The sequence below is a fragment of the Paenibacillus sp. FSL E2-8871 genome (genome assembly GCF_038000345.1).
Lineage (GTDB): Bacteria > Bacillota > Bacilli > Paenibacillales > Paenibacillaceae > Paenibacillus_AQ.
Genome location: NZ_JBBOBV010000001.1, coordinates 3413477 through 3437655, shown reverse-complemented (window position 1 = coordinate 3437655; position 24179 = coordinate 3413477). Strand labels below are relative to the sequence as shown.

The 24179-nt window shown below is 43.0% G+C and carries 19 protein-coding genes; 16 read left to right on the top strand and 3 right to left on the bottom strand.

The genetic code is table 11. From position 1 onward, the window contains the following. Positions 1–113 precede the first annotated feature (113 nt). From NYE25_RS15675 to NYE25_RS15660, 4 genes are all read left to right on the top strand, one after another. Positions 114–1508 (top strand): hypothetical protein, encoded by a 1395-nt coding sequence (locus NYE25_RS15675; RefSeq protein ID WP_341146338.1) that lies wholly within the window; start codon positions 114–116, stop codon positions 1506–1508. A gap of 38 nt (positions 1509–1546) precedes the next feature. After that, positions 1547–2755: a hypothetical protein gene (locus tag NYE25_RS15670; protein WP_341147733.1), complete on the top strand. Its 1209-nt coding sequence runs from the start codon at positions 1547–1549 to the stop codon at positions 2753–2755. Positions 2756–2847: 92 nt separating this feature from the next. Then, positions 2848–2985 (top strand): hypothetical protein, encoded by a 138-nt coding sequence (locus tag NYE25_RS15665; protein ID WP_341146337.1) that lies wholly within the window; start codon positions 2848–2850, stop codon positions 2983–2985. 383 nt (positions 2986–3368) lie between these two features. Continuing rightward, positions 3369–8273 carry an RCC1 domain-containing protein gene (locus NYE25_RS15660; RefSeq protein ID WP_341146336.1) on the top strand — a complete coding sequence of 1635 codons (4905 nt, stop codon included), beginning with the start codon at positions 3369–3371 and terminating at the stop codon, positions 8271–8273. A gap of 263 nt (positions 8274–8536) precedes the next feature. Here the strand turns inward: NYE25_RS15660 and pdxR are convergent, their stop codons facing one another. After that, positions 8537–9967, bottom strand: coding sequence for a MocR-like pyridoxine biosynthesis transcription factor PdxR (gene pdxR / locus NYE25_RS15655; RefSeq protein ID WP_341146335.1), 1431 nt, complete (start codon positions 9965–9967; stop codon positions 8537–8539). 172 nt (positions 9968–10139) lie between these two features. On the opposite strand from pdxR, the gene NYE25_RS15650 reads away from it, so the two are divergent. The 4 genes from NYE25_RS15650 (at position 10140) to NYE25_RS15635 (ending at position 11887) form a co-directional block, all read left to right on the top strand. After that, a complete protein-coding gene (locus NYE25_RS15650; RefSeq protein ID WP_341051943.1) occupies positions 10140–10688 on the top strand; it encodes a pyridoxamine 5'-phosphate oxidase family protein in 549 nt (182 codons plus the stop codon). A 326-nt stretch (positions 10689–11014) separates the two neighbouring features. Next, positions 11015–11413, top strand: a complete 399-nt coding sequence (locus tag NYE25_RS15645; protein ID WP_341146334.1) for a hypothetical protein — start codon at positions 11015–11017, stop codon at positions 11411–11413. 15 nt (positions 11414–11428) lie between these two features. Then, positions 11429–11632, top strand: coding sequence for a helix-turn-helix transcriptional regulator (locus NYE25_RS15640; RefSeq protein WP_076286019.1), 204 nt, complete (start codon positions 11429–11431; stop codon positions 11630–11632). Between the two features lie 105 nt (positions 11633–11737). Further along, positions 11738–11887 (top strand): hypothetical protein, encoded by a 150-nt coding sequence (locus tag NYE25_RS15635; RefSeq protein WP_445667134.1) that lies wholly within the window; start codon positions 11738–11740, stop codon positions 11885–11887. A 116-nt stretch (positions 11888–12003) separates the two neighbouring features. Here NYE25_RS15635 and NYE25_RS15630 read toward each other — a convergent pair whose 3' ends face one another. Beyond that, positions 12004–12747 (bottom strand): MerR family transcriptional regulator, encoded by a 744-nt coding sequence (locus NYE25_RS15630; RefSeq protein WP_341146333.1) that lies wholly within the window; start codon positions 12745–12747, stop codon positions 12004–12006. Positions 12748–12839: 92 nt separating this feature from the next. Here NYE25_RS15630 and NYE25_RS15625 point away from each other — a divergent pair, with 92 nt between their 5' ends. The 8 genes from NYE25_RS15625 to NYE25_RS15590 all read left to right on the top strand — a co-directional run bounded on the left by NYE25_RS15625 (position 12840) and on the right by NYE25_RS15590 (position 23490). Further along, positions 12840–13541 (top strand): CPBP family intramembrane glutamic endopeptidase, encoded by a 702-nt coding sequence (locus NYE25_RS15625; protein ID WP_341146332.1) that lies wholly within the window; start codon positions 12840–12842, stop codon positions 13539–13541. Positions 13542–13855: 314 nt separating this feature from the next. Then, positions 13856–14785, top strand: coding sequence for a phosphotransferase (locus NYE25_RS15620; protein WP_341147732.1), 930 nt, complete (start codon positions 13856–13858; stop codon positions 14783–14785). A 285-nt stretch (positions 14786–15070) separates the two neighbouring features. Continuing rightward, entirely contained in the window at positions 15071–16735 is a 1665-nt protein-coding gene (locus NYE25_RS15615; protein WP_341051948.1) for an extracellular solute-binding protein, read from the top strand. Positions 16736–16824: 89 nt separating this feature from the next. Beyond that, entirely contained in the window at positions 16825–17730 is a 906-nt protein-coding gene (locus NYE25_RS15610) for an ABC transporter permease (protein ID WP_341146331.1), read from the top strand. Positions 17731–17763: 33 nt separating this feature from the next. Then, entirely contained in the window at positions 17764–18648 is an 885-nt protein-coding gene (locus NYE25_RS15605; RefSeq protein WP_042191389.1) for a carbohydrate ABC transporter permease, read from the top strand. A gap of 45 nt (positions 18649–18693) precedes the next feature. Beyond that, the gene (locus NYE25_RS15600) at positions 18694–20427 is read left to right on the top strand and encodes a sensor histidine kinase (protein WP_341146330.1); all 1734 of its coding nucleotides are present in this window, start codon (positions 18694–18696) and stop codon (positions 20425–20427) included. Positions 20428–20440: 13 nt separating this feature from the next. Further along, entirely contained in the window at positions 20441–22123 is a 1683-nt protein-coding gene (locus NYE25_RS15595) for a response regulator (RefSeq protein ID WP_076286025.1), read from the top strand. Between the two features lie 92 nt (positions 22124–22215). Next, positions 22216–23490: a Gfo/Idh/MocA family protein gene (locus tag NYE25_RS15590; protein ID WP_341051955.1), complete on the top strand. Its 1275-nt coding sequence runs from the start codon at positions 22216–22218 to the stop codon at positions 23488–23490. A 227-nt stretch (positions 23491–23717) separates the two neighbouring features. Here NYE25_RS15590 and NYE25_RS15585 read toward each other — a convergent pair whose 3' ends face one another. Continuing rightward, positions 23718–23903: a hypothetical protein gene (locus NYE25_RS15585; RefSeq protein WP_042130754.1), complete on the bottom strand. Its 186-nt coding sequence runs from the start codon at positions 23901–23903 to the stop codon at positions 23718–23720. Between the last annotated feature and the right edge of the window lie 276 nt (positions 23904–24179).

Here is a 24179-nt window from a genome sequence, read left to right as displayed (position 1 = left end):
TGATTTTAATCAGTCCTTTACTCTAGTGGGGGATGGTTTGTAAAGTTGAGATTGACCCTTATTTTTACATATGAGAGAATAATGGAAATTTGAAAATGAAAGGAAAATAATGTATGAGCAATCTTTTCCGATTCATTCCTATTAGTCAACTAGCAGATAAATTTCCGGAAGGATCTTGGTGGGCGAAGTTTTACCAGGATTTCAGTGACGAGCAGCTAGCCGCTTATTATGAAGGGGATTTGACGCTGCCTTCTCTTAATCTGGATTGGGAGCAGGCTTTCCCGCAACAAAAAGAGGTAATCATCATTTTTATCGATGGGAATTTTACAGTAGACAATCTCTATAATAAAGAAACAGATGGTGCTATAGGGCTTATGGTAACCGGTAATTTGAATGCGAAAAATATAGCTGTAGGCGGTCAGGAAATCTATGTTTCGGGCAATCTGATGGTTGAGGAAATATTGTGCGGCACCTACAATCATGGGGAAACAATTGTTATAGGTGATCTTAGCGCTGCGGTTTTAGTTCAGGATGACGAGTACAGCATCAAAGTAGACGGGCAGAAATCTATTGCATGCTTAGTAAATGTATGGGAGGGAGACGGCGTATTTCAGGAGCTTCCGGTGGACATTCATGAGGTGTTGATTGATGAAGTTTTTCTGGATATGGATGAGGAGGACATGGAATTTTCCTTTTGCACGCTGGTGAATGTTATTGTAGAAGGGCGTTCCGCATTGAAAAAAGTAAATGAAACCCTCACGAGAAAGAAACCTGTTCATTTTTATTTTACCCATAACACGATCAATGAGGAAAATATATTGAAATTGACTCAGTGTATTTTAATGACGGATGACAAACCATCTTTTGATTTTCAGGAGCAAGGCGTATTTTTCAAAGTTCAACTGGAGCATATTGATGCAGACGGGGATGAGCGGGATCTCAGCGTTTATATGAAAGATCACCGGCATCACTATTATATTTGGCTGGAGCAAGATCATTCCATCGGTTTGTTGAGGAGAACCATAGATGAAGGGTCTGAGTGGGAGGATATTACAGAAGAGTCTCAGGAACAGCTAGCGGAGATTAGCGATTGCTGGACTATGTTGTTGACCTGTATTAATATGGCTGAACTTTATTTACGAAACATTGAGGTCCAATATGTGCAAGACATTTTGCAACACGATGTGATTCAGGAATTATATTCGGAAGAAGAGGAGGATGACGGGTTCTGGGACGGCTCAAAATATTACAGCTTCCGTAATGCGCATACGGACGAGGACGGAGACTACCTGCATGCTCGGATTGAAATCAAGACTCCAGATGAAGCGTATTATTTTTATACAGTGGATCATGGAACTTATGTTTCCCGGCATTATCAGCCGCCCAATCAATATGGCAAGCAGGACATGTCTTTTTTGGACCTTAGGCGCTGGGAGGCATCAGAGCAGTATTTTACAAGATTCAAGCAATTTATTGATCAGAAGATAGAGTTTGGCGTGGGTAGTTAGATCTTGACATGCTTAATTAAGAGGGAAGGATGATAGAAATGCCAAATGATAACCAAGCTTGTCTTTCAGCAGGTTCTGTTATAGAAGTTGGTAGTTATCCTATCAACCTGACAGGTCCACGCAGTCACACTCTTGTCCTTAAGCCCGGTGTAGGCAGTTTATCCATGGGTCCGTCGCAATTGGGGAAGAAGGCAGACCTTCATGTCGAGTCTGATGCGCATATCGATTGGACCGTATTCGATGTCTTTATCACACCGGCTGGCTCTCCCTGGCCGCGATTTCTGCATTATACAGGCAGTGATTCAGGCTTCTTTGACTGGGCACAGAAACGTCCCATTGAAGAGATGACATGGACTCCGATCCTGTCTCAAGACACGGTGGCGAACGCCAGTCAGTCTAATTTGCATGGCTTGCATGTAGAGTTGGGCCCATCTGGGAGGTCCCTTAGCCTAATGCTTCCGAAGCAGCCTTTCCGCCTGAGTGTGTCCGGCGATCTATCACGCTTCTCGGCCACAGGCGATATGCCATCTTCTCTGACACTAGCGCCGCGCACCGGGCGACGCAAGAATGATCCTCCTTTCTTGCTGCCCGACATGGGTGAGTTACACAAGGTAACGAGCCTGACGCTACAGAACACACCACTGGGACAACCCATCTCGCTGGAGTGTCTAAACAGGTTCCCAAACCTAACCTCACTGAGTTTGTGGGGAAACTTCTGCGACCTGGATTTATTGGCTCAGCATGCCCAGTTAACGAATCTGGAGCTACGCTTCATGCCTGATCTGGGGGACTTGCCGACCTTGAACGAGTGGCCGTTGCTTGACAGATTTATCGCTTACAATGTGGAAGAGATCACTGGTAAGCGTCTAAAACAGCAAATGAAAACACGCGCAGAAACCCGCCCTTGGACTGACCATGCTTCAGTGAGCCAATTACGAAAGCCTGAGTGGTGGACGACCGAGTTCGGGCGCCCGTTCTCGTCCTGGCCTAAACGTCTGGCTAAGCTTGCTAATGAAGCTTATAACGCTGCACAGGCAACTTTGTCTGAGGCCCGTAGCTTTGCCGAAGCCGAGGCCGCCATAACCTCTTTCACCGTACGCTTCAACAACGTCAAAGGCATCGACACCACCGAACGAGAAGATCTTGGTGAAGCGGTATGGCAACTCAGCCAGTCTGACCACCTGATTGGCCAGCCAATAGAAGAGGAGATGGCTCAATGCTGGTTCGATGCAGCGCGCGATTACTGAATGAAATGAAAGTTCAGTCTAACCTTGCTAAGTTCCTTTGTTTTTTGCCAAGTAGTTATCTGTCATTCTCATAAGCCTTTGAGTAGGAGCGAATGATGGATGATCAATCTAAAAGGAATGGGAGGTTCGAGGCGCTGCTGGAAATCGCGATTCACATTTACAAAAGAAATATTCCGGCTTTGCAGGCTGCGATTGCTGAGGCTCCTACGCCATCATTTTCTGACAAGTAATTAGAGTAGTCCTGCTACATTCGTCTGATATGGCTAAACTGATTTATTAGAACTTCCTCTAATGGCATTTTCTATCAAAAAACTGGGACCCGGATATCGGGTTTTAGTTTTTTTTTTTTGAATGGAGGTAAGAATCCATTATGCAAATTTCGCCTGGGGCCTTCATTTTAGGCCTCATATAAGGCTCTGTCTACAGATTTGATTCATCGGTTTCTATTAATTTTCCTCCGAAATATAAAAACAGATTACTTATGAGAATTTTGTGAGTGAGCTTTGATAGGATGATATTTGATGCTTTGTAAGAATTATCGGAAGTACCTGGTAGTAGTAGATCGTAAAAGGCTTACATACAAGCTAAGCTCAAAAAGGAGGAAATTAAAGTAATGAATCGGAGAAGTAGAAATCATTTTGCAGGGAAATTGTTCGTATGGTGCATGGTAATCTTGATGATTGCTACAACTCTATTTGCCTATCCTGCACTTGCAGCCAAGGGATGGAGTCAATATGGTAAGGCTGGATCAGAAAAAGGTACGAACCCGGGTGAGTTTGGGTACCCCGTCGGTGTGGCAACCGATAGCCTAGGTAATGTTTATGTCGCTGATTACGATAATAATCGCATCCAGAAGCTCGACATATCCACAGGTCTATGGGTGGAGTGGGGGAAAGGTGGCGGAGCAGCAGGCAGTGCCCTTGGAGAGTTTAATAGTCCAACAGGCATTGCTGTAGACAACAGCGGGAATATCTATGTTGCCGATAAATTAAACCATCGGATCCAGAAGTGGAACGCCGTCACAGGAAAATGGAGCAAGTGGGGAAAAGAGTACAATGGTAAATATGTTATAGATAATGGGTGGGGAATTGCACCCGGTGAGTTTCGCATTCCATCTGATGTGGCTGTAGACCAGGACGGAAATGTTTATGTGGCAGATACGACAAATCAGCGCCTCCAAATGCTTGATGCAGCAACTGGGAAATGGATCGTTTTTGGGAAAAATGGACAACGGACAGGAAGCCAGCGCGGAGAGTTTAATCAGCCAACCGGTGTGGCAGTGGACAGCAAAGGCAATGTATATGTGGCGGATCGTGATAACCATCGTATTCAGAAGGTAAAGATCGAAAAAAATAGAGTGGAGGATAATGGTGGGAATGTAACGTATGATTATACAACTAAATGGAGCGAGTGGAAGAAGGAAGGCGACGGTCCAGGAATTAATTTGGGTGAGTTTGATGAGCCCAACGGTGTTGAGGTAGATAACCAAGGCAATGTATATGTAGCGGATAGCAATAACCATCGCATTCAGAAGCTAAATATAGCATCGAATAAATGGACGAAGTGGGGAAAAGAATACGACGGTCCAGATCTCCCTAATAATGGTTATGGAAGCGAACTCGGAGAGTTTGACTATCCAACAGGTGTGGCGATCGATCGTATGGGAAATGTGTATGTAGCTGATTTCGGAAATCATCGCATCCAGAAATTGGCCAAATATTTGCCGCTCTCAGCCGGTCAATCTCATTCCGTGGCTTTAAAAACAGATGGTACTGTATGGACGTGGGGGGGCAATCAGAGTGGTCAGCTTGGATTGGGAGATGCAGGGCTTGAAACCCATCGCAAGACTCCTATGCAAGTAAAGAAAGAGGACGGGACTAATCTGGTAGCATTGCAGGTCGCAGCAGGAGGTTCTCACACTGTGGCATTAGATCCTGATGAACGTGTATGGACCTGGGGAAGTGATAACAACGGCCAATTGGGGGATGGTACTTCTGGATCAAGTCGAAACAAACCCTACATGGTAGATAGTATTACTGATGTAATAGCTATTGCAGCAGGCACATCTCATACTGCAGCTCTAAAGAGAGACGGTACTGTATGGACGTGGGGATGGAATGGAGAGGGTCAATTAGGGCTTATAAACACAGATCCCCAAGTTACCCACCCTAAGCAGGTCATGCTTGCAGATGGAACAACCCCGTTGATCGCCAAATCCATATTCGCGGGATATGACCAAACATTAGCAATCGATATGGATGGTACACTTTGGATGTGGGGTTCACAAGGTGATAATAAGAATAAATTTATACCAGAGAAAGTAAAGCACAGCGATGATTCAGACTTTAAAGCCCTATCTGCTTCAGCAGGTTCTAGATTTACGGTTGCTCTAGATAATGAAGGCAAGGTATGGACATGGGGATACAATAGTACTGAAGGAGCATTGGGAAATGGTAAAAGCGACAATGTTTCAGAACCTTACCCTCTCCAAGTAAGCGGACTTACGAATGTTATGGCGATTGATGCAGGCTCTATGCATACATTGGCTTTAAAGGAAGATGGTACTGTCTGGGCATGGGGATTCAATAAATATGGTCAGATAGGTAATCTGAGCAATGTTAATAGTCCAATTCCCGTATTCGTGCGTAATCAAGACGGGAACATCTTTCATGAAGCTATGGCTATTGCCGCGGGAGGTAATTATGCTGATCATTCTCTAGCAATGAAGGATGACGGTACAATCGTTGCCTGGGGTAATAATGGTGTTGGACAACTAGGAAATGGTAAGAACGTTAATAAAAATTATGCAGAAGATGTTCCAGGTCTTACCTTCACCGTAACCTTTGATTCGCAAAACGGAAGTGAAGTAACACCTCTATCCGATATTGCAAGGGATGCAAAGCTCACAGCACCAGATGCTCCAACAAGATCAGGTTATACATTTGCTGGTTGGTATAAGGACACTGAGTATAATAATCCTTGGGATTTCGAGGCTGATACTGTAACTGCAAATCTGATTCTCTATGCCAAATGGACAGAGAACCAAACCTATACAATTGCACCAATAAGTAACCAGACGTTAACGGAACTAACCGCTGGTTACGCGAATGGAACCCAGGAAGCAAATTCAATTACGATCACTCGCACGGGAACGGGCGACCTTGAGAATCTAACAGCAGCGATCAGTGGAACGAATGCAGGAAGCTTTGAAATTGCTGAGCCCGATGTGACCAAACTGGATAAAGATACGCCATCTGCGAATTTTACAATAAAGGCTAAGGATGGATTGGAAGCAGGAACCTATACGGCAATGATTGCAGTAAAAGCAACCAACATGACCGATGTAACGTTCACTGTAACACAGGTGGTAAAAGCATCATCAAATCCGGACCCATTGACCTATACAATTGCACCAATAAGTAACCAGACGTTAACGGAATTAACCGCTGGTTACGCGAATGGAACTCAGGAAATCAAGTCAATTACGATCTCTCGCACTGGGACGGGTGATCTTGAAAATCTAATAGCAGCGATCAGTGGAACGGATGCAGGAAGCTTTGAAATTGCTGAGCCCGATGTGACCAAGCTGGATAAAGATACGCCATCTGCGACTTTTACAATAAAAGCTAAGGATGGATTGGAAGCAGGAACCTATACGGCAATGATTGCAGTAAAAGCAAACAACATGACCGATGCAGTGTTCACTGTAACGCAAGTGATAAAAGCATCATCAAATCCGGATCCAATACCGACTTATACCATAGCACCAATTAGTAACCAGTCGTTATCTTTATTAACTGCTGGTTATGCAAATGGTACACAAGAAACCAAAACAATCACGATTACTCGTACAGGCACTGGCGACCTAGATAACCTGTACGTAGTGAATAGTGGAACACAAGCAGGTAACTTTGAAATTGCAGGGCCTGCTGTAACAAAACTGGACAATGGTACGCCGTCAACGACTTTTACAATAAAATCAAAAGATGGATTGGAAGCAGGTACCTTTACGACGACGATTACAGTTAAAGCAACGAACATGACCGATGTTGCGTTTAATGTAACTCAAACAGTAAAAGCACCTTCGAATCCAGAACCATATCCGAATCCTGATCCAACACCACCAGGAGTGCCTTCAACACCAACTAAAGAAGAGGTGTTGGTGGATGTGCGGGCTGGAGAAGGAGAAGTCATTTCCAAAACGCCGATTACCCGAACAACAGAACCAAACGGTACGGTAAAAGATGAAGTCACATTTACGTCGGAGCGTGCGAAAGAAGCGGTTGAACAGTTAAAGAATAAAACGGACAAAACCGCACGCATCGTCATTCCTGACGAGAAGGACAAAGTATCGCAGATCGATGTAAAGCTTTCTGCCAGTGCGGTAGGTACGTTGTCGGCTGGGCAAGCAAATCTCGAAATCTACACCGACAATGTCCGTATCGTCATTCCAAGCGAAGCCTTGAATGGCTTCGACAAGGACCTCTACTTCCGTCTTGTTCCGATAAAGCAAGCGAGTGAACGGAAAGCGGTGGAGGAACGGGCGAAGAAGGAAGAGCAAGTCCGGGAAATCATTAAGGGTCAAGAGATCAAGATCTTAGGTCGTCCGATGACGATCGAAACGAACATGCAGAGCCGTCCCGTGACGCTTGTTCTGCCGCTTAAGGACAGCTTGCCGCAGAATGAAGCCGAACGCCAAGCGATCTTGGACAATCTCGCCATCTTTGTCGAGCATAGCGATGGTACCAAGGAACTGATTCGTGGAGAATTGGTTGCGTACAAGCAAAACGAGATGGGCATCCGATTCAACATCAACAAATTCAGTACGTTCACCATGGTTTATATGAAAGGCTGGAAGGAATACTTTGTGTCGCAGCAGCAAGCAGAAGCGGGAACACATAAGCCGTATATTAAAGGGTTTGTTGACGGCACCTTCGGTCCGGAGAAAACCGTAACCCGTTCTCAAATGGCGGCAATGCTGGTACGTAATCTCGAAACAGAGTACAAAGGTAATGGAGCTTCGGTTTCTTCCTTCAAGGATACCGACGCAAAGCATTGGGCATTCCGAGAAATGGAGATCGTAAATCAGGTAGGCATAATGCAGGGATACATGGATGGACGCTTTGGCGCTGAGGATGGTATTACGAGAGCGGAGATGGCTGTCATCGTGGATCGCTGGATAGCGAAACAAGGAAAAACCAAGGCTAGAACAGATCACGAGATGATCTATACTGATCTTTCCGACAAACACTGGGCAAGCAAAGCGATTATGCGCATCCAAGGTTATGGCATTATGGAAGGTTATCAGGGCAATACGTTCAAACCAAATGAAAAGCTTACCCGCGCAGAAGCGGTGAAAATATTAAATCGCCTGTTCGATCGTGGGCCGCTGTATGGAGTCGAATCACCAAGTTTTACTGATGTACTAAGCACCCACTGGGCATTCTATGAAATCGAAGAAGCAGCCAAAGCGCATCAATGGGTGAAGGATAACCAAGGCAAAGAGAGTGAAAAATAGTATGACAGTTAGTGAAACATAGGAAGAGGATAGGATGAAACACAAGGACTCGTCGTATATGGATGATCAAGTTCTCTAACTTCAAAAAAAATGTGAAAGAGCTTCTCCGCTTTGAAAGCTGGAGAAGCTCTTTCGTGTCACCTTAGAAATGATACGCTGAGCTTTATTTTATGTAGCGACGAGTTTTTGGTAATAATGAGAGAAAAGAAGAGATGGAAATGAAGTATATCGTTGATTTCAAAAATTTGCCTGCGGAAATGATTTTATAGAATTATCTCCGCAAGGCGATGTATCCCCTGCTCAATTGATACTTCATCTACTTTTGCAAACCCCAATACCCATCCCTTTCTTTTGCTATCCAGACAATAGGATCCAAGAGGGTAAACACGTATTCCATGTTGTAGGGCTAAATTTGTCACAGTTTCTTCGTCGTATGATTCCTCAGCCTCAAGTAACATATGCAATCCTGTTTCTACTCCACTGAGTGTAAAACGCTCCCCTAAACCACTAGCCATAATAGCTTTTGTCATGACTTCGTGTCTTCTTCGATATACATTTCTGACTCTTCTCATATGCCGCATAAAATGACCCTTTTTAATGAAATGGTTTAGTGTTAGCTGATCCATAATCGGAAGATGACGGTAAGTCAGTTCTTGTACCTTCGCTAGTTGAGCAATTGCCTCGGATGAACCTATAATAGCCGAAATACGAATGCCAGGAGCAATCATTTTAGAGAAACTCATGAGATACAAAGTATTATTGGGTGCCTGACTAAACAACGTTGGCAGCGGCTCCCCACGATACCGGAATTCACTATCATAATCGTCTTCAATGATCCAAAACCGTTCTTGAACCGCTTTATGTAGCAATTGTTGCCGACGGGTCTCCGACATAACGACCCCTACTGCGCACTGGTGAGAAGGGGTGGCAAAGATCAGTTTGGATTGAGGGTGAATATGCTTCACCACCAGACCATACTCATCAACGGGAACAGGTACCACATTCATTCGTCGATATTTCATCGCCATCCAAGCAGCTGGGAAACCTGGATCTTCTACTGAAACTGTATCCCCATCAGCTAAAAGCGACTGTGCGATTAAGTCGATACTGTGTTGAGCTCCTGAGGTCAACAGAATCTGATTAGTTTGGATATGTATGCCCCGTTCAAGGGATAAATAACGCTGTATTTGCTCACGTAAAGGTGTGTAACCGTAGCAATTACCGTAAGCCCAGCTTGATAAATCCATTTCAGCAGATGCGTGGAGCAGCGATTGCCGCCAGTTCTTTTGGAATTGTTCATCCAAATAGGGTTCATGAGGACTGAAATCAATATCCACTTCTATCTGTTCTTTACCTCTGAACCAGTCATGTAAATGATCAACAGCTGAGTCTAACAAGGAGAGTGAAGGAGGTGTGGGACCCTCTGTTTCTATTTCCTTCGTTGACACATTGAATTGCTTCCATCTACTAACTCGCGTTCCTCCTCGGCGAGAGGTAACTGTATAACCTCGACTTAACAATTCCTCATAGACGATCTGTATAGTTGAGCGTGAGACACCTACGATGTGAGCAAGTTCGCGGGTAGGTATTAGTAATTCTCCTGGCGCCCAGACTCCGCTAGTAATATTATGAATTGCTTGATCAAGCAATTGCTGCCAGATCGCTCTCTTATCATTACGAATTACTTTCATCATCGTACACACCTCCAAATAGAAGCCCAATCATAATAATATTAATTATGGATTGCTTTAAACGGTCATTTTTGGATATTTTAATGCAATCCATTCATTGATATACTACCGTAACAACGCTGGTATTCGCAATTTGGTCGTTGCCGCACGCTAGAGTTAAAGGAGAGATATCGATATGAATTCGGTTCGTTACAAGAGCAGGGAATGCCTGGATCAAGAGAAGATTGAAGGGTTCCTTCAGCAAGCGAGATTGGGTTATCTTGGGTTGGCTGATGGCAAACTCCCCTATGTTGTGCCACTTAATTATGTATGGACAGAAGGGAAACTCTATTTTCACGGGGCTGGAGACGGAAGGCGGAATCAGGTGATGAGTGATAATTCAGAGGTGTGTTTTACGGTATGTGAGGAATATGGAACCATTACGGATCCGGTACCTGCGAAAACGGATACGGCTTATATGAGCGTAATGATATTCGGACAAGCAGAACCGATCACGGATTTGGATGAAGCCACTCATGTACTTCAGGAAATGATGAATAAGTATGTACCAGGTTACTATAATCGCCCCCTGTCCAAGCAGCATGTGGAGAAGTATAGATCAGCTGTATTCGGCGGTCCGGTTCAAGTTTATCGGGTAATTCCAAGCCATATGACGGCAAAAGAGAGTCCTATTGAAGCGGAAAAAATGTATAAAAAGGACATGGATACTGAGCGTCAAGTTTAACCACAGGATGTTCCCATTAACATTATTCAATAATGAAATTAGAGATTAGTCCTTAAGCTAAAGAGTATCAATAGCTCAATAAACAGGATAAGGCAGCCGATCAGTCAACGTGATCGACTGCCTTTATTCAGCTAACGGGCAGATTACTTAAACACTATTACAATAAAATTGTTCAAATGATGAAATAATCTGTTATTTAAAGCGCTATTATTTACCATTTGTTATTTACTTTGAAATAAGATATTATGAAGTTAACTTCACATGAAGTAAACTTCATATGAAACGAACTTCACTTCAGAAGAATAAGTTAGTTAGGAGAATTACATTTGAAAAAACTATTCATACAGCGACTTTTATTATCAATCTTGTTAATGGTATTGGGATTTATTCAATTATATCTCGATACATCGGAAGGATTTAATTATGGTTATGTCATGTTATTCATAGGTGGAATAATTTTGTTGATTTCAATAATTTCTTACCTTAAATCCCGCAATAACAAAATATTGGAACGGAACATGTCAAAGGAATATGATGAAAGAGATATTTTAATTGATGGAAAAGTTTCTCACTTTTCAATGCGTTTTTTGATGTATGTAATTATAATTATTATGTTTTTAACTAATTTTGTAGTAATTCCTACAAATACTGCATTATTAATTGTTTTAATATCTTTAATCATTAGTGAATTTGGTTCTAGAAAATATTATAATCATGTCCTTTAATCAAGGAGATATTTAATGAAAAATAGAGTGAAAGAATTACGACTAGAACAAGGAATAACTCAACAAGAACTAGCTGATAAAGTAAGTGTATCTTCTAGAACAATCATCTCATTAGAAAAAGAAAAGTATAATCCATCTGTGCTACTTGCGTATAAAATAGCTTCAGTTTTTAATTTATCAATTGAAGAAACGTTTATTTTTGATGAAGATGACAAATAATATTTTTCGTAAATATGCACATATGAAACAAATAATGGAGGAATATAATTGCTTAGTATATTATTTATTTTTGGGGTAGTTTTGATAGTTTGGGGTCTTTATCTTATGAGAAAAGAAGAGGGTTTATTTGGGAAAAATAGAAAAAGTAAAAACATATTCAATTTCATACTAATGGGACAAGCTTCAGGATTAGGACAATTTATAAGTGGGATTTTGTGTATTATAGTAGGGATTATCGCAATTATTATGAAGTAGTCATAAATATGAAGTTCGATTTTTTTAGTATGTGTTAGCGGCGGATCCTCCTTTAGAGATCCGCCGCTTATTCAGTTTAAAGGGGCTACTCATGATTTCAATAAATTCCTCAATTCCTATTTCTGTCCCGTCCCTTTTTCTTGAACGTGAGCAATGCTAATCTCCACAAAGTTCAGCACTTCGTCGGATACGGGATATAGTCCTGACTCTAATGTAGGGAGCTTCCTCACTTCCCAAAACTTCTCCATCAATTTCTCGTCTCCATTAAAGGTTTCGTGTGATAGCTTCATTAACTCGCAGGCAATGTTATAACCTTCATCAGATTCAGGTGGAACAGATTGCTGTATGCACCATTCAATCCGGCGCAGCAAAGAGGCATATTGCTGAGTGGTCTGGTCATTACTGTTGAGATTGGGTAGTGCATTCTGTAGAAATGCACTTTCTTCATCGTTGAAGTAATCGATCCACTGTTTAGAAATGGGTTGTACGTTATGGACCAGATGAGAAACCCGATCCCAGGAGAGTGTACCTTCTAGATCAATCATGTTGATCAAAGACGTAGTATTTGCAATACTGCCCTGAAGAGAAGTAAGCTGCTCCTGAAGATGATTATGATGTGCGATTAGAATATGACGAAAAGATAGCTTGTCCATTACATTTTGAATGTCTTCAAGCGGTAGTGATAGTGATTTAAGCAACGTTATCTTTTCGAGAGTGAATAAATCTTCCTCTGAATAATAACGGCGGCCGTTATCTTCCTTATAACTCGGTGTAAGAAGACCGATTTGATCATAATAACGTAGGGTTCGAACGGAAATGTTCCGCTGTTTGGATACTTGTCCTGTTGTCCATCTATTCATGTTTCTTCTTTCCTCTCGAAAATAATGCTTGTAGGTGACGTAACGTCACCTAATATCATTAAATTATATCACAGAGGATTGAGGGATTAAGGATGACCAGTACGGAAATGTGGAAGAAGATGGATCAGTGGACATGGCGTGAGTTTATTGCTTTACTTGCGCTTGAATTTGTATTCGTTATATTCGTTATCAAGTATGCGGTACAGTCAATGTATGAGCAATGGTTGGGGAATACTCTTTACTCAGGGACTCTTACAGGGCTTACCATCGCGATTGTACTTTTGTTAGGATTATATTTCATTGCTTTACGACCGAAGAAAATGTCCTGGACAGAGGTAGGAGTAAAGGGGTTTCCTGCGAAAGATTGGTGGAGGATTGCCCTGTGGACACTCATTCTCATCGTATTTAGTGTGGCCACTCTCTATCTCACGAGTTTTCTTGGGAATACGGTGGACAACAGCAAAACAGAGAGTCTGAAGCAAAATGTCACTCTATTTACTATAATTATTGGTATCGTGTCGGCAGGGATCGTGTCACCCTTTTATGAGGAGATATTTTACCGTGGATTTTTATATCGTTGGCTACGGGCTCGTGTTAGTATGAGATGGGCGATTGTGATTAGTTCGCTAATCTTTACTTTTGCACATTTTCCCACTATGAATGCCATGCCCGTGAATTTTATTAGTGGAGTTGTGCTTGCATGGACCTATGAACGTACGGGATCGGTCGTGCCTGGTATGATTGTTCACGGTGTGTTTAATACGATTGCCGTATTGTTAACAGCGATGAGTTAGAATGATGATTATATTATGTATACACGATGAGAGCTGATGACAGGACACGATAGTTGAGTAATTATAAATAACTTAAGGATATGCCGGTTTCGCTAGAAATTTCATCAAAAAAAAGCCTTTTGGAATAAAATCCAAAGGCTTTTTGTATGCTTATTTTTTCAAGACCTTATTCAACATCATAATTGATCAGAAAGAAAAAGTCTATACTTTGGGCTGGATTTTATTTACTATTGTGAAGCCGGCAAAACTTAATCAATGGAGTGTTGTTAATGGACGTTACCTATCATCTCGATCAGGCCGACTTACAGGATTATATTGGACGGATTTTTGGCACCAGTTATTTAATTACTCGTGTTTCACGAATGCATGGTGGCGCACAAAAGGTGGTCTACAAGATTGAGTGCAGTAATGGATTTTCCTGCGTTTTGTATGTGTGGGATCTTTCCATGAATTATTTTGAAGAAGAAAAAGCGAATGAAGATATAAATGAACAGTCCTATGGAAGTGATTTGTTTGAATTAAACAATAAGTATTTAACACAACATGGAATTCAGACCCCAGCACTTTATGATCTGAATAAGGAAAGAGACCGTTACCCATTTGATTATGCGCTTGTTGAATATATAGATGGACGTAAGGCAGAAACCTTTTTCCAACATTCCGAATTAGCTGTTCAAGATAAAGTGTTTCAGCAGTTGGGGGATATGCTTACTACAATGCATACCACCGAAAGGCAGATTTTTGGGAAAGCCAATGCTAACGAGATCAGTACAGAACAATGTCATTCATTACAAATGAAAAATGCGAAAGTACAGCTAGCTTACGCCTCTCAGCATATGGAGAAGATCGGGTCTAATCAAAGTAAACTGCTCGATAAGTTGTATGAGCTTGAATCAAGAATTAAGCCTAGAAAGCAGTATGGGTTTATTCATGGGGAACTGGGTCCTGACCATGTATTGGTTAATGATAAGCTGGAGCCCTTTCTGATCGATATCGAAGGAGCAGCGTTCTTTGATATTGAGCATGAGCATAGTTTTTTGGAGATGCGTTTTGAAGATTTCTATCGGTATCTTAAGAACGATAAGCTTGATCCGGATAGGCTGTTATTTTATCAATTGCATCACCATATATCATTAACTTCAGCGGGTTTAAAGCTACAGCATAGAGGATTTCCCGATCAACAATTCGCAAAAGGTCTAGCTGAATATCAATCAGAACGTGCGCTTAGGTTTATCGAAAAATGAAGCAAGAAGCGGCGCGTCATCTCTTGTCAAATATCGTGGGGAGCTGAATATTCGAGTTAATACACGGTAACGTTTCAACGAAGCGAAGGGGGAGTCAACCTAACCTAGGGAGACTCCCTCTCTCTTGTGCGTTCTAGGGACAAGCCTGACGGTAGTCAAGAGGTGTATACGAAAGTAAAGACTAGTATATAGATGGGGGTCCTTTCCTTTCCTATACTAGAACTAGGAAGAGAAGCAGCATGAAGTAGATTCACGACCTATTTTGAGACAATGTGGAGGGGTAATATGAAGAAAAAAAGTAGAATACTTCTGATCGTCGCATTGATCCTAAGTTTAACTATCACGGCATGCGGCAAAACCACAAATGAAGGGGAAAAGCAGCCTGAGAAGCAGCCTGAGACATCTGTGGAACAAAAAAATGAAGTGATTGAAGTTTCAACAGTTTCGGCAAGCGATCAGTATCTCAAATTCGATGAGGGCGAAAGCTTTGAGAAGAACTCGGTCTATGATGCGTATGAGAAAGATATCGGTGTGAAGCTCACGAATAAATGGGTGTCCGCCGATGACGTTCAATTCAAGGAAAAAGTGAAGATGTCCATCGCCTCCAATGATCTTCCGGACTTCATGAAGGTTAATGCTACACAGCTGAAAGAGCTGACCGAAGCGGATATGATTATGGATATCACGGACGTATATGACAAGAATGCGACGGATGAGACGAAGAAATTCTTGTCGATGGATGGCGGAATGCAACTGAAGACCGCCACTTTCGACGGTAAACTCATGGGGATTCCAAGTTCTTATAATCCGTACCAGTATCAGTTCCTCTATGTACGCACGGACTGGCTGAAGAAATTGAACCTGCCGGAACCGAAGACGATGGCAGATCTCTTGACGATCTCCGAAGCGTTCAAAACAAAAGATCCAGGCGGCACTGGGAAACCGTATGGAATTGTAATTAGCAAAGATCCATTTAACAACCAGTCCACAGCTGTTACAGGACTAATAGCATTCTTGAATAGTTACCATGCTTATGAAAATCTTTGGATGGAAGACGGAAATGGCAATTTGGTCAACAGTGACATTCAGCCTCAAGTGAAAGACGCACTTAAGGCGCTGCAGGAAATGTTCAAGAAAGGATTAATTGATCCTGAGTTCGTCGTTAAAGATGTGGAGAAAGCAGCAGAGCTCCTCTATAACAACAACGCAGGTATCGTATACGGCCAGTCTTGGGTACCGGCTCAGCTCGCAAAAGGCGCAGTAAAGGATGGTAAAGTCGTACAAGAGTGGGGCGTATTCCCGATTCCATCGGTGGATAGCGAACCTGCACTATCGCAGATAGGTTTGGGTGTTGACGAATATTATGTTATCTCCAAGCAAGCGAAGCATCCGGAAGGCGTTATTAAATTGCTGAACCATTGGATTGTCGTGGATAATCATCCGACGCCAGAACAGAAAGTGTATGAGTATGGTAAAGACCTGAAGGAGAAAGGCAACAACTACTGGCTTCTAAGCCCGCTTCGTGTTGGTAAACAAAAGGATAATAACGGTGAAATATTGCCAAAAGCGATCGAGAACAAAGACGAGAGCATTTTGGAGACGAAAGATCAAAAAACTCGTTACGAGCGTGCCATGAAGTATGTTGATGGTACCGATATCAACATGTGGTGGGAATATCTGATCTCAGGTCCAAAAGGTGCATATTCACTTGTTCCTGAAATTCAGAACAATAAACAGTACCTACAAAACAAGTTCTACGGCGCACCGACTCCAACCATGGCAGATCGACAAGAAATCCTGAAGAAGAAGCGGGATGAAGTATACTTCAAGATTATGATGAATCAAGTATCCGTGGATGAATTCGATAAATTCGTGGAAGAGTGGAAAAAGCTTGGCGGCGACGAAATGACCAAAGAAGTCAATGAATGGTACGCGACTCACAAACAATGATAGCAGGAGAATCGAGGGGTTGGACACAAACGACCTCTCTTTTCTTTAACCTAGTTCTTCATTTTTAGTCCTATAGCGAGGTGGATGGCATGAATGTATTAATGCGTATGTGGAAGAGGGAGTGGCCGCTTCACTTGATGTTGGTTCCTGGGATCGTATTGGTCCTCATCTTCAGTTATATCCCGATGGCCGGCATTACGATGGCCTTTCAGAAATACGTACCGAATAAAGGGTTGTTCGGCTCACCATTTATTGGTCTTAAAAACCTTCAGTTACTGATGGATTACCCCGATATCGGCCGGATATTCTTCAATACAGTATACATTGCGGTGATGAAAATTGTAGCAGGCATGGTCGTTCCGGTCACAATAGCGATACTGCTGAATGAGCTGCGGAAAGAATGGGTCAAACGGACCTTCCAGACGCTCGTGTACTTGCCGCATTTTCTATCATGGGTCTTGTTAAGCGGTATTCTAATCGATGTATTGTCTCCATCTTCCGGTATTCTCAATCAAGTGCTTGGCTTGTTTGGTATCGACCCTGTTTTTTTCCTGGGAGACAATAAGTGGTTCCCTTATGTCATGGTCATATCGGATGTATGGAAAGAGTTTGGATTTGGTACGATTGTCTATCTGGCTGCGCTTACCGGTATTAATCCGTCACTGTACGAGGCAGCGGAGATCGACGGTGCAGGACGCTTTAAGCAGACGTTACATGTGACGCTACCGGGGATGCTTCCTATTATCGTTCTCATGTTTACGCTTAGTATCGGGAATGTACTGAATGCCGGATTTGATCAAATCTTTAACCTATACAGTCCTCCGGTCTATGAGAGCGCGGATATTATCGATACCTTCGTATATCGTATGGGGATTGAGCAAGCACAGTTCGGTTTCGCTACGGCCGTAGGACTGCTGAAATCAGTCATCTCTTTCATATTCGTATCTATGTCCTATATCTTAGCCTATCGTGTAGCGAATTACCGCATTTTCTAATGCAATCGCGGTAATTCAGAAGGGAGACAGATCGTGCGTACTAACAGGTCATTCGGAAGAAAATTGTTTTTGATATGTAATTTCATTTTTCTGGCATCCGTATCTTTGTTATGCCTCATGCCTATTATTCATATTTTGGCGCTCTCGTTCAGCTCCGGGCAGGCAGCATCCGCCGGAAAAGTCATCCTGTGGCCAGTTGAATTCACAACGGCTGCTTATGCTAACGTATTTGGAAAACCTGAATATTTACGCGCATTCTGGGTATCGATTCAGCGGGTCCTTATGGGAACGACAATCAGCATGTTCCTGACGATTATCACGGCCTATCCATTATCCAAAGATTCTCGCCAATTTCGGCTGCGGACCTTCTATTCATGGTTTTTCGTATTCACGATTTTATTCAGTGGCGGGCTTATTCCAAACTATTTAACCGTGAAGAACCTTGGGATGCTCGATACAATCTGGGCTTTGGTGCTGCCAGGAGCGGTCACGGTGTTCAACGTTATTCTGCTGCTGAATTTCTACCGCAGTCTGCCCAAAGAACTTGAGGAATCTTCGCTGCTCGATGGGGCGGGTCAATTTACTACCTTATGGAAAATATATGTGCCGCTATCGTTGCCGGCATTGGCAACGACAGGTCTTTTCACCATGGTGGGGCATTGGAATAGCTGGTTTGATGGTATGATTTACATGAATCATCCCGAGAATTATCCGCTGCAGACCTTCCTGCAGACGATCATTATCAAAATGGATTTCCGCTTTATTAAACCTGAGAGGGCAGAATTAATGATCAAATTGTCCGATCGTACGAGCAGGGCAGCTCAAATATTCGTAGCAGCATTTCCGATTCTTATCGTGTATCCGTTCTTGCAGCGGTTCTTCATTAAAGGAATTGTGATGGGGAGTGTCAAAGAATAAAATAGGGCACTCAAACTATGACATTGCATTGCAGGAGAACAAACGATGAAAATCCGATTCTTGATTAAAGATTCCTCTATATTCCAGAAAATAATGGCTGCCTTTCTGGCAGCCTTGTTTCCGCTCATGGCGATTACCTGGTTGATTAATGAGAAGGGTTCGGACAATATTCGGAGTGAAATTTCCGAGTCTATTCTAAATACGACTCGCTTCTATCTGGATTCACTCGACAAGGAAGCAGACCGGATCAGCCGTTATTTGCCGAACTATGTGATGGACAAAGACTTGATGGAAATTGCAACTACAGGCAATTACATGAGTTATTACGATCGTGCGCAAAAAATACTAGATATCCAAAGACGGCTTGAATTGATGAAGAACTCAAGTCCATTTATTCAAGAAGCAAGGGCGTATATCCCTCTTATCGACCGAACGATTCTTAGCAATAAATTTGAAACTTCGATGAATAAGCAGGAATATGCTTCTATGCAGCAAAACAAGAGATTATACGAAGAACCTTTCATTTACTGGAACGATCGATTATTTATTTCCATGCAATACCCCATTAATACCGTTAAAAATCCGATTTATATCGTAGCGGTTGAATTATCGACTATCAAAATCCGAGAAACGTTATCTCAAATCGGCAGCTCGCGTGGTGGACAGAGCGTATTGCTCAATCTGGAACGTGGTTGGGAGATCGAGAGTGACATGGATCCGGAACTGCTGGAACAAATGAAATCCTTCGCTGCGGATAAGCGGAAATTGCAAAAAGACGAAGGATACGAAACGATTATGTATAATGGTAAGCGGTTTCTTACGGTATATAAATACTCCAGTCTCTGGAATTCCTATTCGATTATGTGCATTCCCGAAGAGACGATTTTGGGTTCTCTTGAGATTTATCGAACATTGTTCTGGTGGGCTTGCGCGCTAGCTGTGGGTATTGTCGTTTTCTTCTCCTACTTTCTATTACGATTTATCTATCGGCCATTAATGAAACTTGTGCATTCCTTTCGGCGCGTTCAGCAGAATAGGCTGGAACCGATCGTGATCGATCGTGGAGCCGATGAGTTCGGGTATTTGTACCAAGCTTTTAATAATACGATCCGATCCTTGAAAACACTAATCGAGGAAAATTACGAGCAGCAAATCAGGAACCAGCGTTCCGAACTGAAACGATTGCAATCGCAAATTAATCCTCATTTTTTATATAACTGTTTTTTTGTATTGTGCCGGTTAATTAAATCCGAGAATCAGAAGGAAAAAGCTTATCAATTCTGCCTGTACATCGGACAATATTTTCAGTTCATTACTCGTGATGACGAGGATGATATTCCGCTGGGGCTGGAGGTCAATCATTCTCGCACGTATGTAGACATGCAAACCATATGTTACGGAGACCGTATTCAAGTCAAGTTCGAAGGTGATGTTCCCGATCTCTTCGTGCCGAGGCTGATTCTGCAGCCGATCATCGAAAATGCTTATAAGCATGCCTTGGGCAATATGATTCAGCAGGGTGAGCTATGGGTTCATTGTGAGCGGGTGGGCGATGTATTCTCCATCTATGTCGAAGATAATGGCCGAAGCATCTCCGATGCGGAGATTGAACAGCTTCAGAAGCGACTGCGTCAATCCACCACTAGGATGGAGGAAACAACCGGAATCATAAATGTGCATCGCAGAATACAACTGCGGTACGGTGAGGAATATGGCATTACAGTGTCACGTTCTGCTCTTGGTGGACTTCAAGTAAGAATCAATCTAAGCGCGAACTAGAGGAGGAATCAGCATGTACCGACTGCTAATCGTCGATGACCTTCCCATTATTGTCGATGGTCTTCTGGAGCTATTCAATGAGACCGATCATTTACAACTCGAGGTTATGAAGGCATATTCAGGTGAAGAAGCACTGGAGGTACTGTCTCATCATCGTATTGATATCGTGATTTCCGACATTAAGATGCCTGGACTGGAAGGGATTGAGCTGCTTCGGGAAATCAAATCCCAGTGGCCAGCCTGCAAAGTTATTTTCTTAACAGGATACAATGATTTTCATTATGCAAGGAGCGCAATTACGTACGGTGGGTTCGATTATATTCTGAAGGTCGAAAGTGATGAGAAAATTATTCAGTCCGTAGAACGGGCGATTGAGAAAATTGAAGAAGAAAATAACCAAGAACAGATGATCGCTAGAGCGCAATCCAAAATGAGACTGGCATTGCCCTCCCTGCAAAAAGAGTATGTGTGGGAGCTCTTTCAAGGCAAGCATGTATCGGATAGCCAATTAAAGCAGGCGTTCAAAGAAATCGATATCCCGCTTGATGCGACATTGCCGGTTTACTTGCTCATAGGCAGGGTAGACGCATGGAAAGAAATGTTCACGACGCCGGATAAAGCGTTATTGACTTACGCCGTACAGAACATTTGCGATGAGTATTTGTCCACGCAGGTCAGATGCTATTCCGTTGTATTCGAGTTATCCAAAATCGTCTGGATGATTCAACCGAAAATCCCGGATGGATCGTCTATCGAATATGGGGATCAGGATTGGATCAGAGCTCATCGGTATACGAGCGGTATTCTGGAGACTGTGCAGGGAAATTGCAAGAGATTGCTGAGTTTATCGGTTTCTTTCCTTCTTGGAAGTGAAGCAACGACATGGGATAACATATCTGATCGGTTTCACTCGATCAAATACGGCCTGGTACAAGGACATGGATTATTTAATGAGGTCATATTGACCGATAAAGACATTCAAAGAGAAGTGAACGGTGATCTGAGTGGGAACTACCACGATGCCTTCTATCACGCCCGTGTTCAATTGCTGATGTCTTGTCTCGAGAATAATCATCGGGAGCAATTCAACAAGCTGTATGCCGAACTAACGTCCATTTGGAATGATGAGGAGTCGCCGAATGAGCGGAAGATCGAACTGTATCATTCGCTTTCAGCTATTTTTCTGTTCTATATCCATAAGAATCGGGAAATTCGGGATTACATCAATACGCTGATGGATCTGGATAAGTTATATCGCTATGGAGATTCCGCATCATGGTCGGAGCTGATTCAATACTTCTCGCAAATGGCGGATTGCTTCTTCGAATGGAATGCGCTGCGGGGTACGCAATTGCCGACAGAGGTCGTGAATAAAGTACATCGATATATTGAAGAACATATTTCCACTGATATCTCCTTAAATGCGCTGGCCGATTACGTGAGCTTGAATCCATCTTATTTGTCCCGACTTTATAAGCAAATCACTGGAATGGGGTTATCTAAATATGTGAACGACTATCGTAACCTGATTGCCAAGGATATGCTGCTCAACACATCGATGAAAGTGAATGAAATTGCTGCTGCCCTGGGGTACAACTCAGCACTTGCGTTTATTCGCTTCTTCAAGAAGCAGAACGAAACGACGCCGCAAGATTTCCGTATGGCAAGGATCCATATACAGAATCAAGGTCAATAAATGTATATGAAATGTCAGTAACGATCTCTTTTACCTCCGTTCCTACCGCCTTACAATGGAAGTACACTAGGTGCGCAAGAGGAGGAGTAGTCTTGAGAACATTAACAGCTGTATTACTTGGCGCTGGCAGTCGAGGAAGATATATTTATGGGCCCTACGCGGAGAAGTTCCCGAATGAATTAAAGATTGTTGCCGTAGCTGAGCCGGATGATGAACGTAGAAATCGATTTGCAGAGATTCATAGAATTGCCCCAGAACATGTCTACGATTCTTGGGAGAAAGTATTCGATCAGGGTCAAATTGCGGACGTGATGATAATTGCTACGCTCGATCGGATGCATTATATACCAGCGATGAAAGCGATGGAGCTAGGCTATCATGTCATGTTAGAGAAGCCGATGTCTCCTTCCATGGAAGAATGCATCGAATTGGAGCAAGCTTCGCTTCGGTATAAGCGATTGCTCGTCGTAACCCATGTCCTGCGATATTCCCCGTTCTGGTCTGGGATCAAAAAATGCATCGAAGACGGTGAACTCGGAACGATAGGTACGATTCAATTAACCGAAAATGTGGGCTACATGCATATGACACACAGTTATGTCCGCGGGAATTGGCGCAATTCGGAGGAGACGAGTCCCATGATCCTGGCCAAATCATGCCATGATCTGGATCTCATCTCATGGCTTATGAATCAACCGTGTACAAGCGTGAGCTCGTACGGATCATTACTGCATTTCAGGGCGGAGAACGCTCCGGAAGGCTCCGCGGATCGCTGTATCAACGGCTGTGAGGTTGAGAAGGAATGCGCCTTCTCGGCGATGAAAATATATATTCAGCCCCCGGAACACCCTTGGGCACGCTATATGACGAATGATTTGTCGCAAGAGGGGATCTTGAAGGCGCTGAAGGAAGGACCGTGGGGTCGCTGCGTGTATCGCTGCGATAATAATGTCGTGGATCACCAGGTAGTCAACATGGAGTTCGAGAACGGAGCGAATGCATCGTTCATCATGTCAGGGCTGACACAGAGCGGCACGCGCCGGGTTCAAATTATGGGAACACAAGGCGAGATCATCGGGGATATGGACAAAGGATCTTTCACGCTGTACCGCTATGTATCGGGCGAGAAGGTTGAGATTGGCTGCAATGTGGAAGGCGATGGCCATGGAGGCGGCGATGACCGTATGGTAAGCTCATTCCTGCGGAATGTGCGTCAATTCGACAGCAATCCATCGCAAGGTTTGACCTCGGCGACGGCATCCCTGCAGAGTCATTTGATCGCATTCGCGTCGGAACATTCGAGATTGAACGCAGGTCAGGCGGTCAAGCTTTCGGACTTGCAGAAGAAAGGAGAAATGTCTGTATAAGATCAAATGATACTAGGAAGCCTCTTTCGAAGTGATGGGATGCCGTCATGGAGAGGGAGGTTTTTTAGTATGTATTTGATTCAAGAAATCGAGTCAATATGGAAAAGGTTTTTCGTTACATAATCTCAAGGCATAATAAAAGACCGCTCTACTGGAATGATTTCCGGATCTGCGGCCTTAGGACAAGATTCTATTATAGGGTCAATCTGTATCTAAAGGTGGTGAGATTAATGGAATTTAACAGTCTTGATACGAGCTTCTTCTTCATAGGTGAGTGGTTTTGGGGATCTTGGAGTGTGCAAGTGGCGTTGCACAGAATATTCCATTTTTTGATAATCCTCATTACCTGAATTCATCGTTGGATTCCAATTTTCCGTTACCCAATTTTTAAGTTCTTTAAGACCTGCTAGCATTTCCTCCAGCCTCCTTTGGCGAAGAAACAATATATTTTGTATTGTTCTGGTTACGCTTTCATTATATCATAGAAATTAGTTTTTTAAAGCTGTGTCCACGTGAAAAACACAGTTTTTAAGTGAACATTGTGTGTTAATTAGGGTTTGTGCTTCCTGTGGAGAAAAGTGTCTCCTTGTAGGAGACACTTATATTAAATTTAAAAGGATAATCTATTGCCCTTGAGAGTTGCAAAGGATTTCTAGTAATTACCAATCCGGCAGATGACTTTAAGGTCG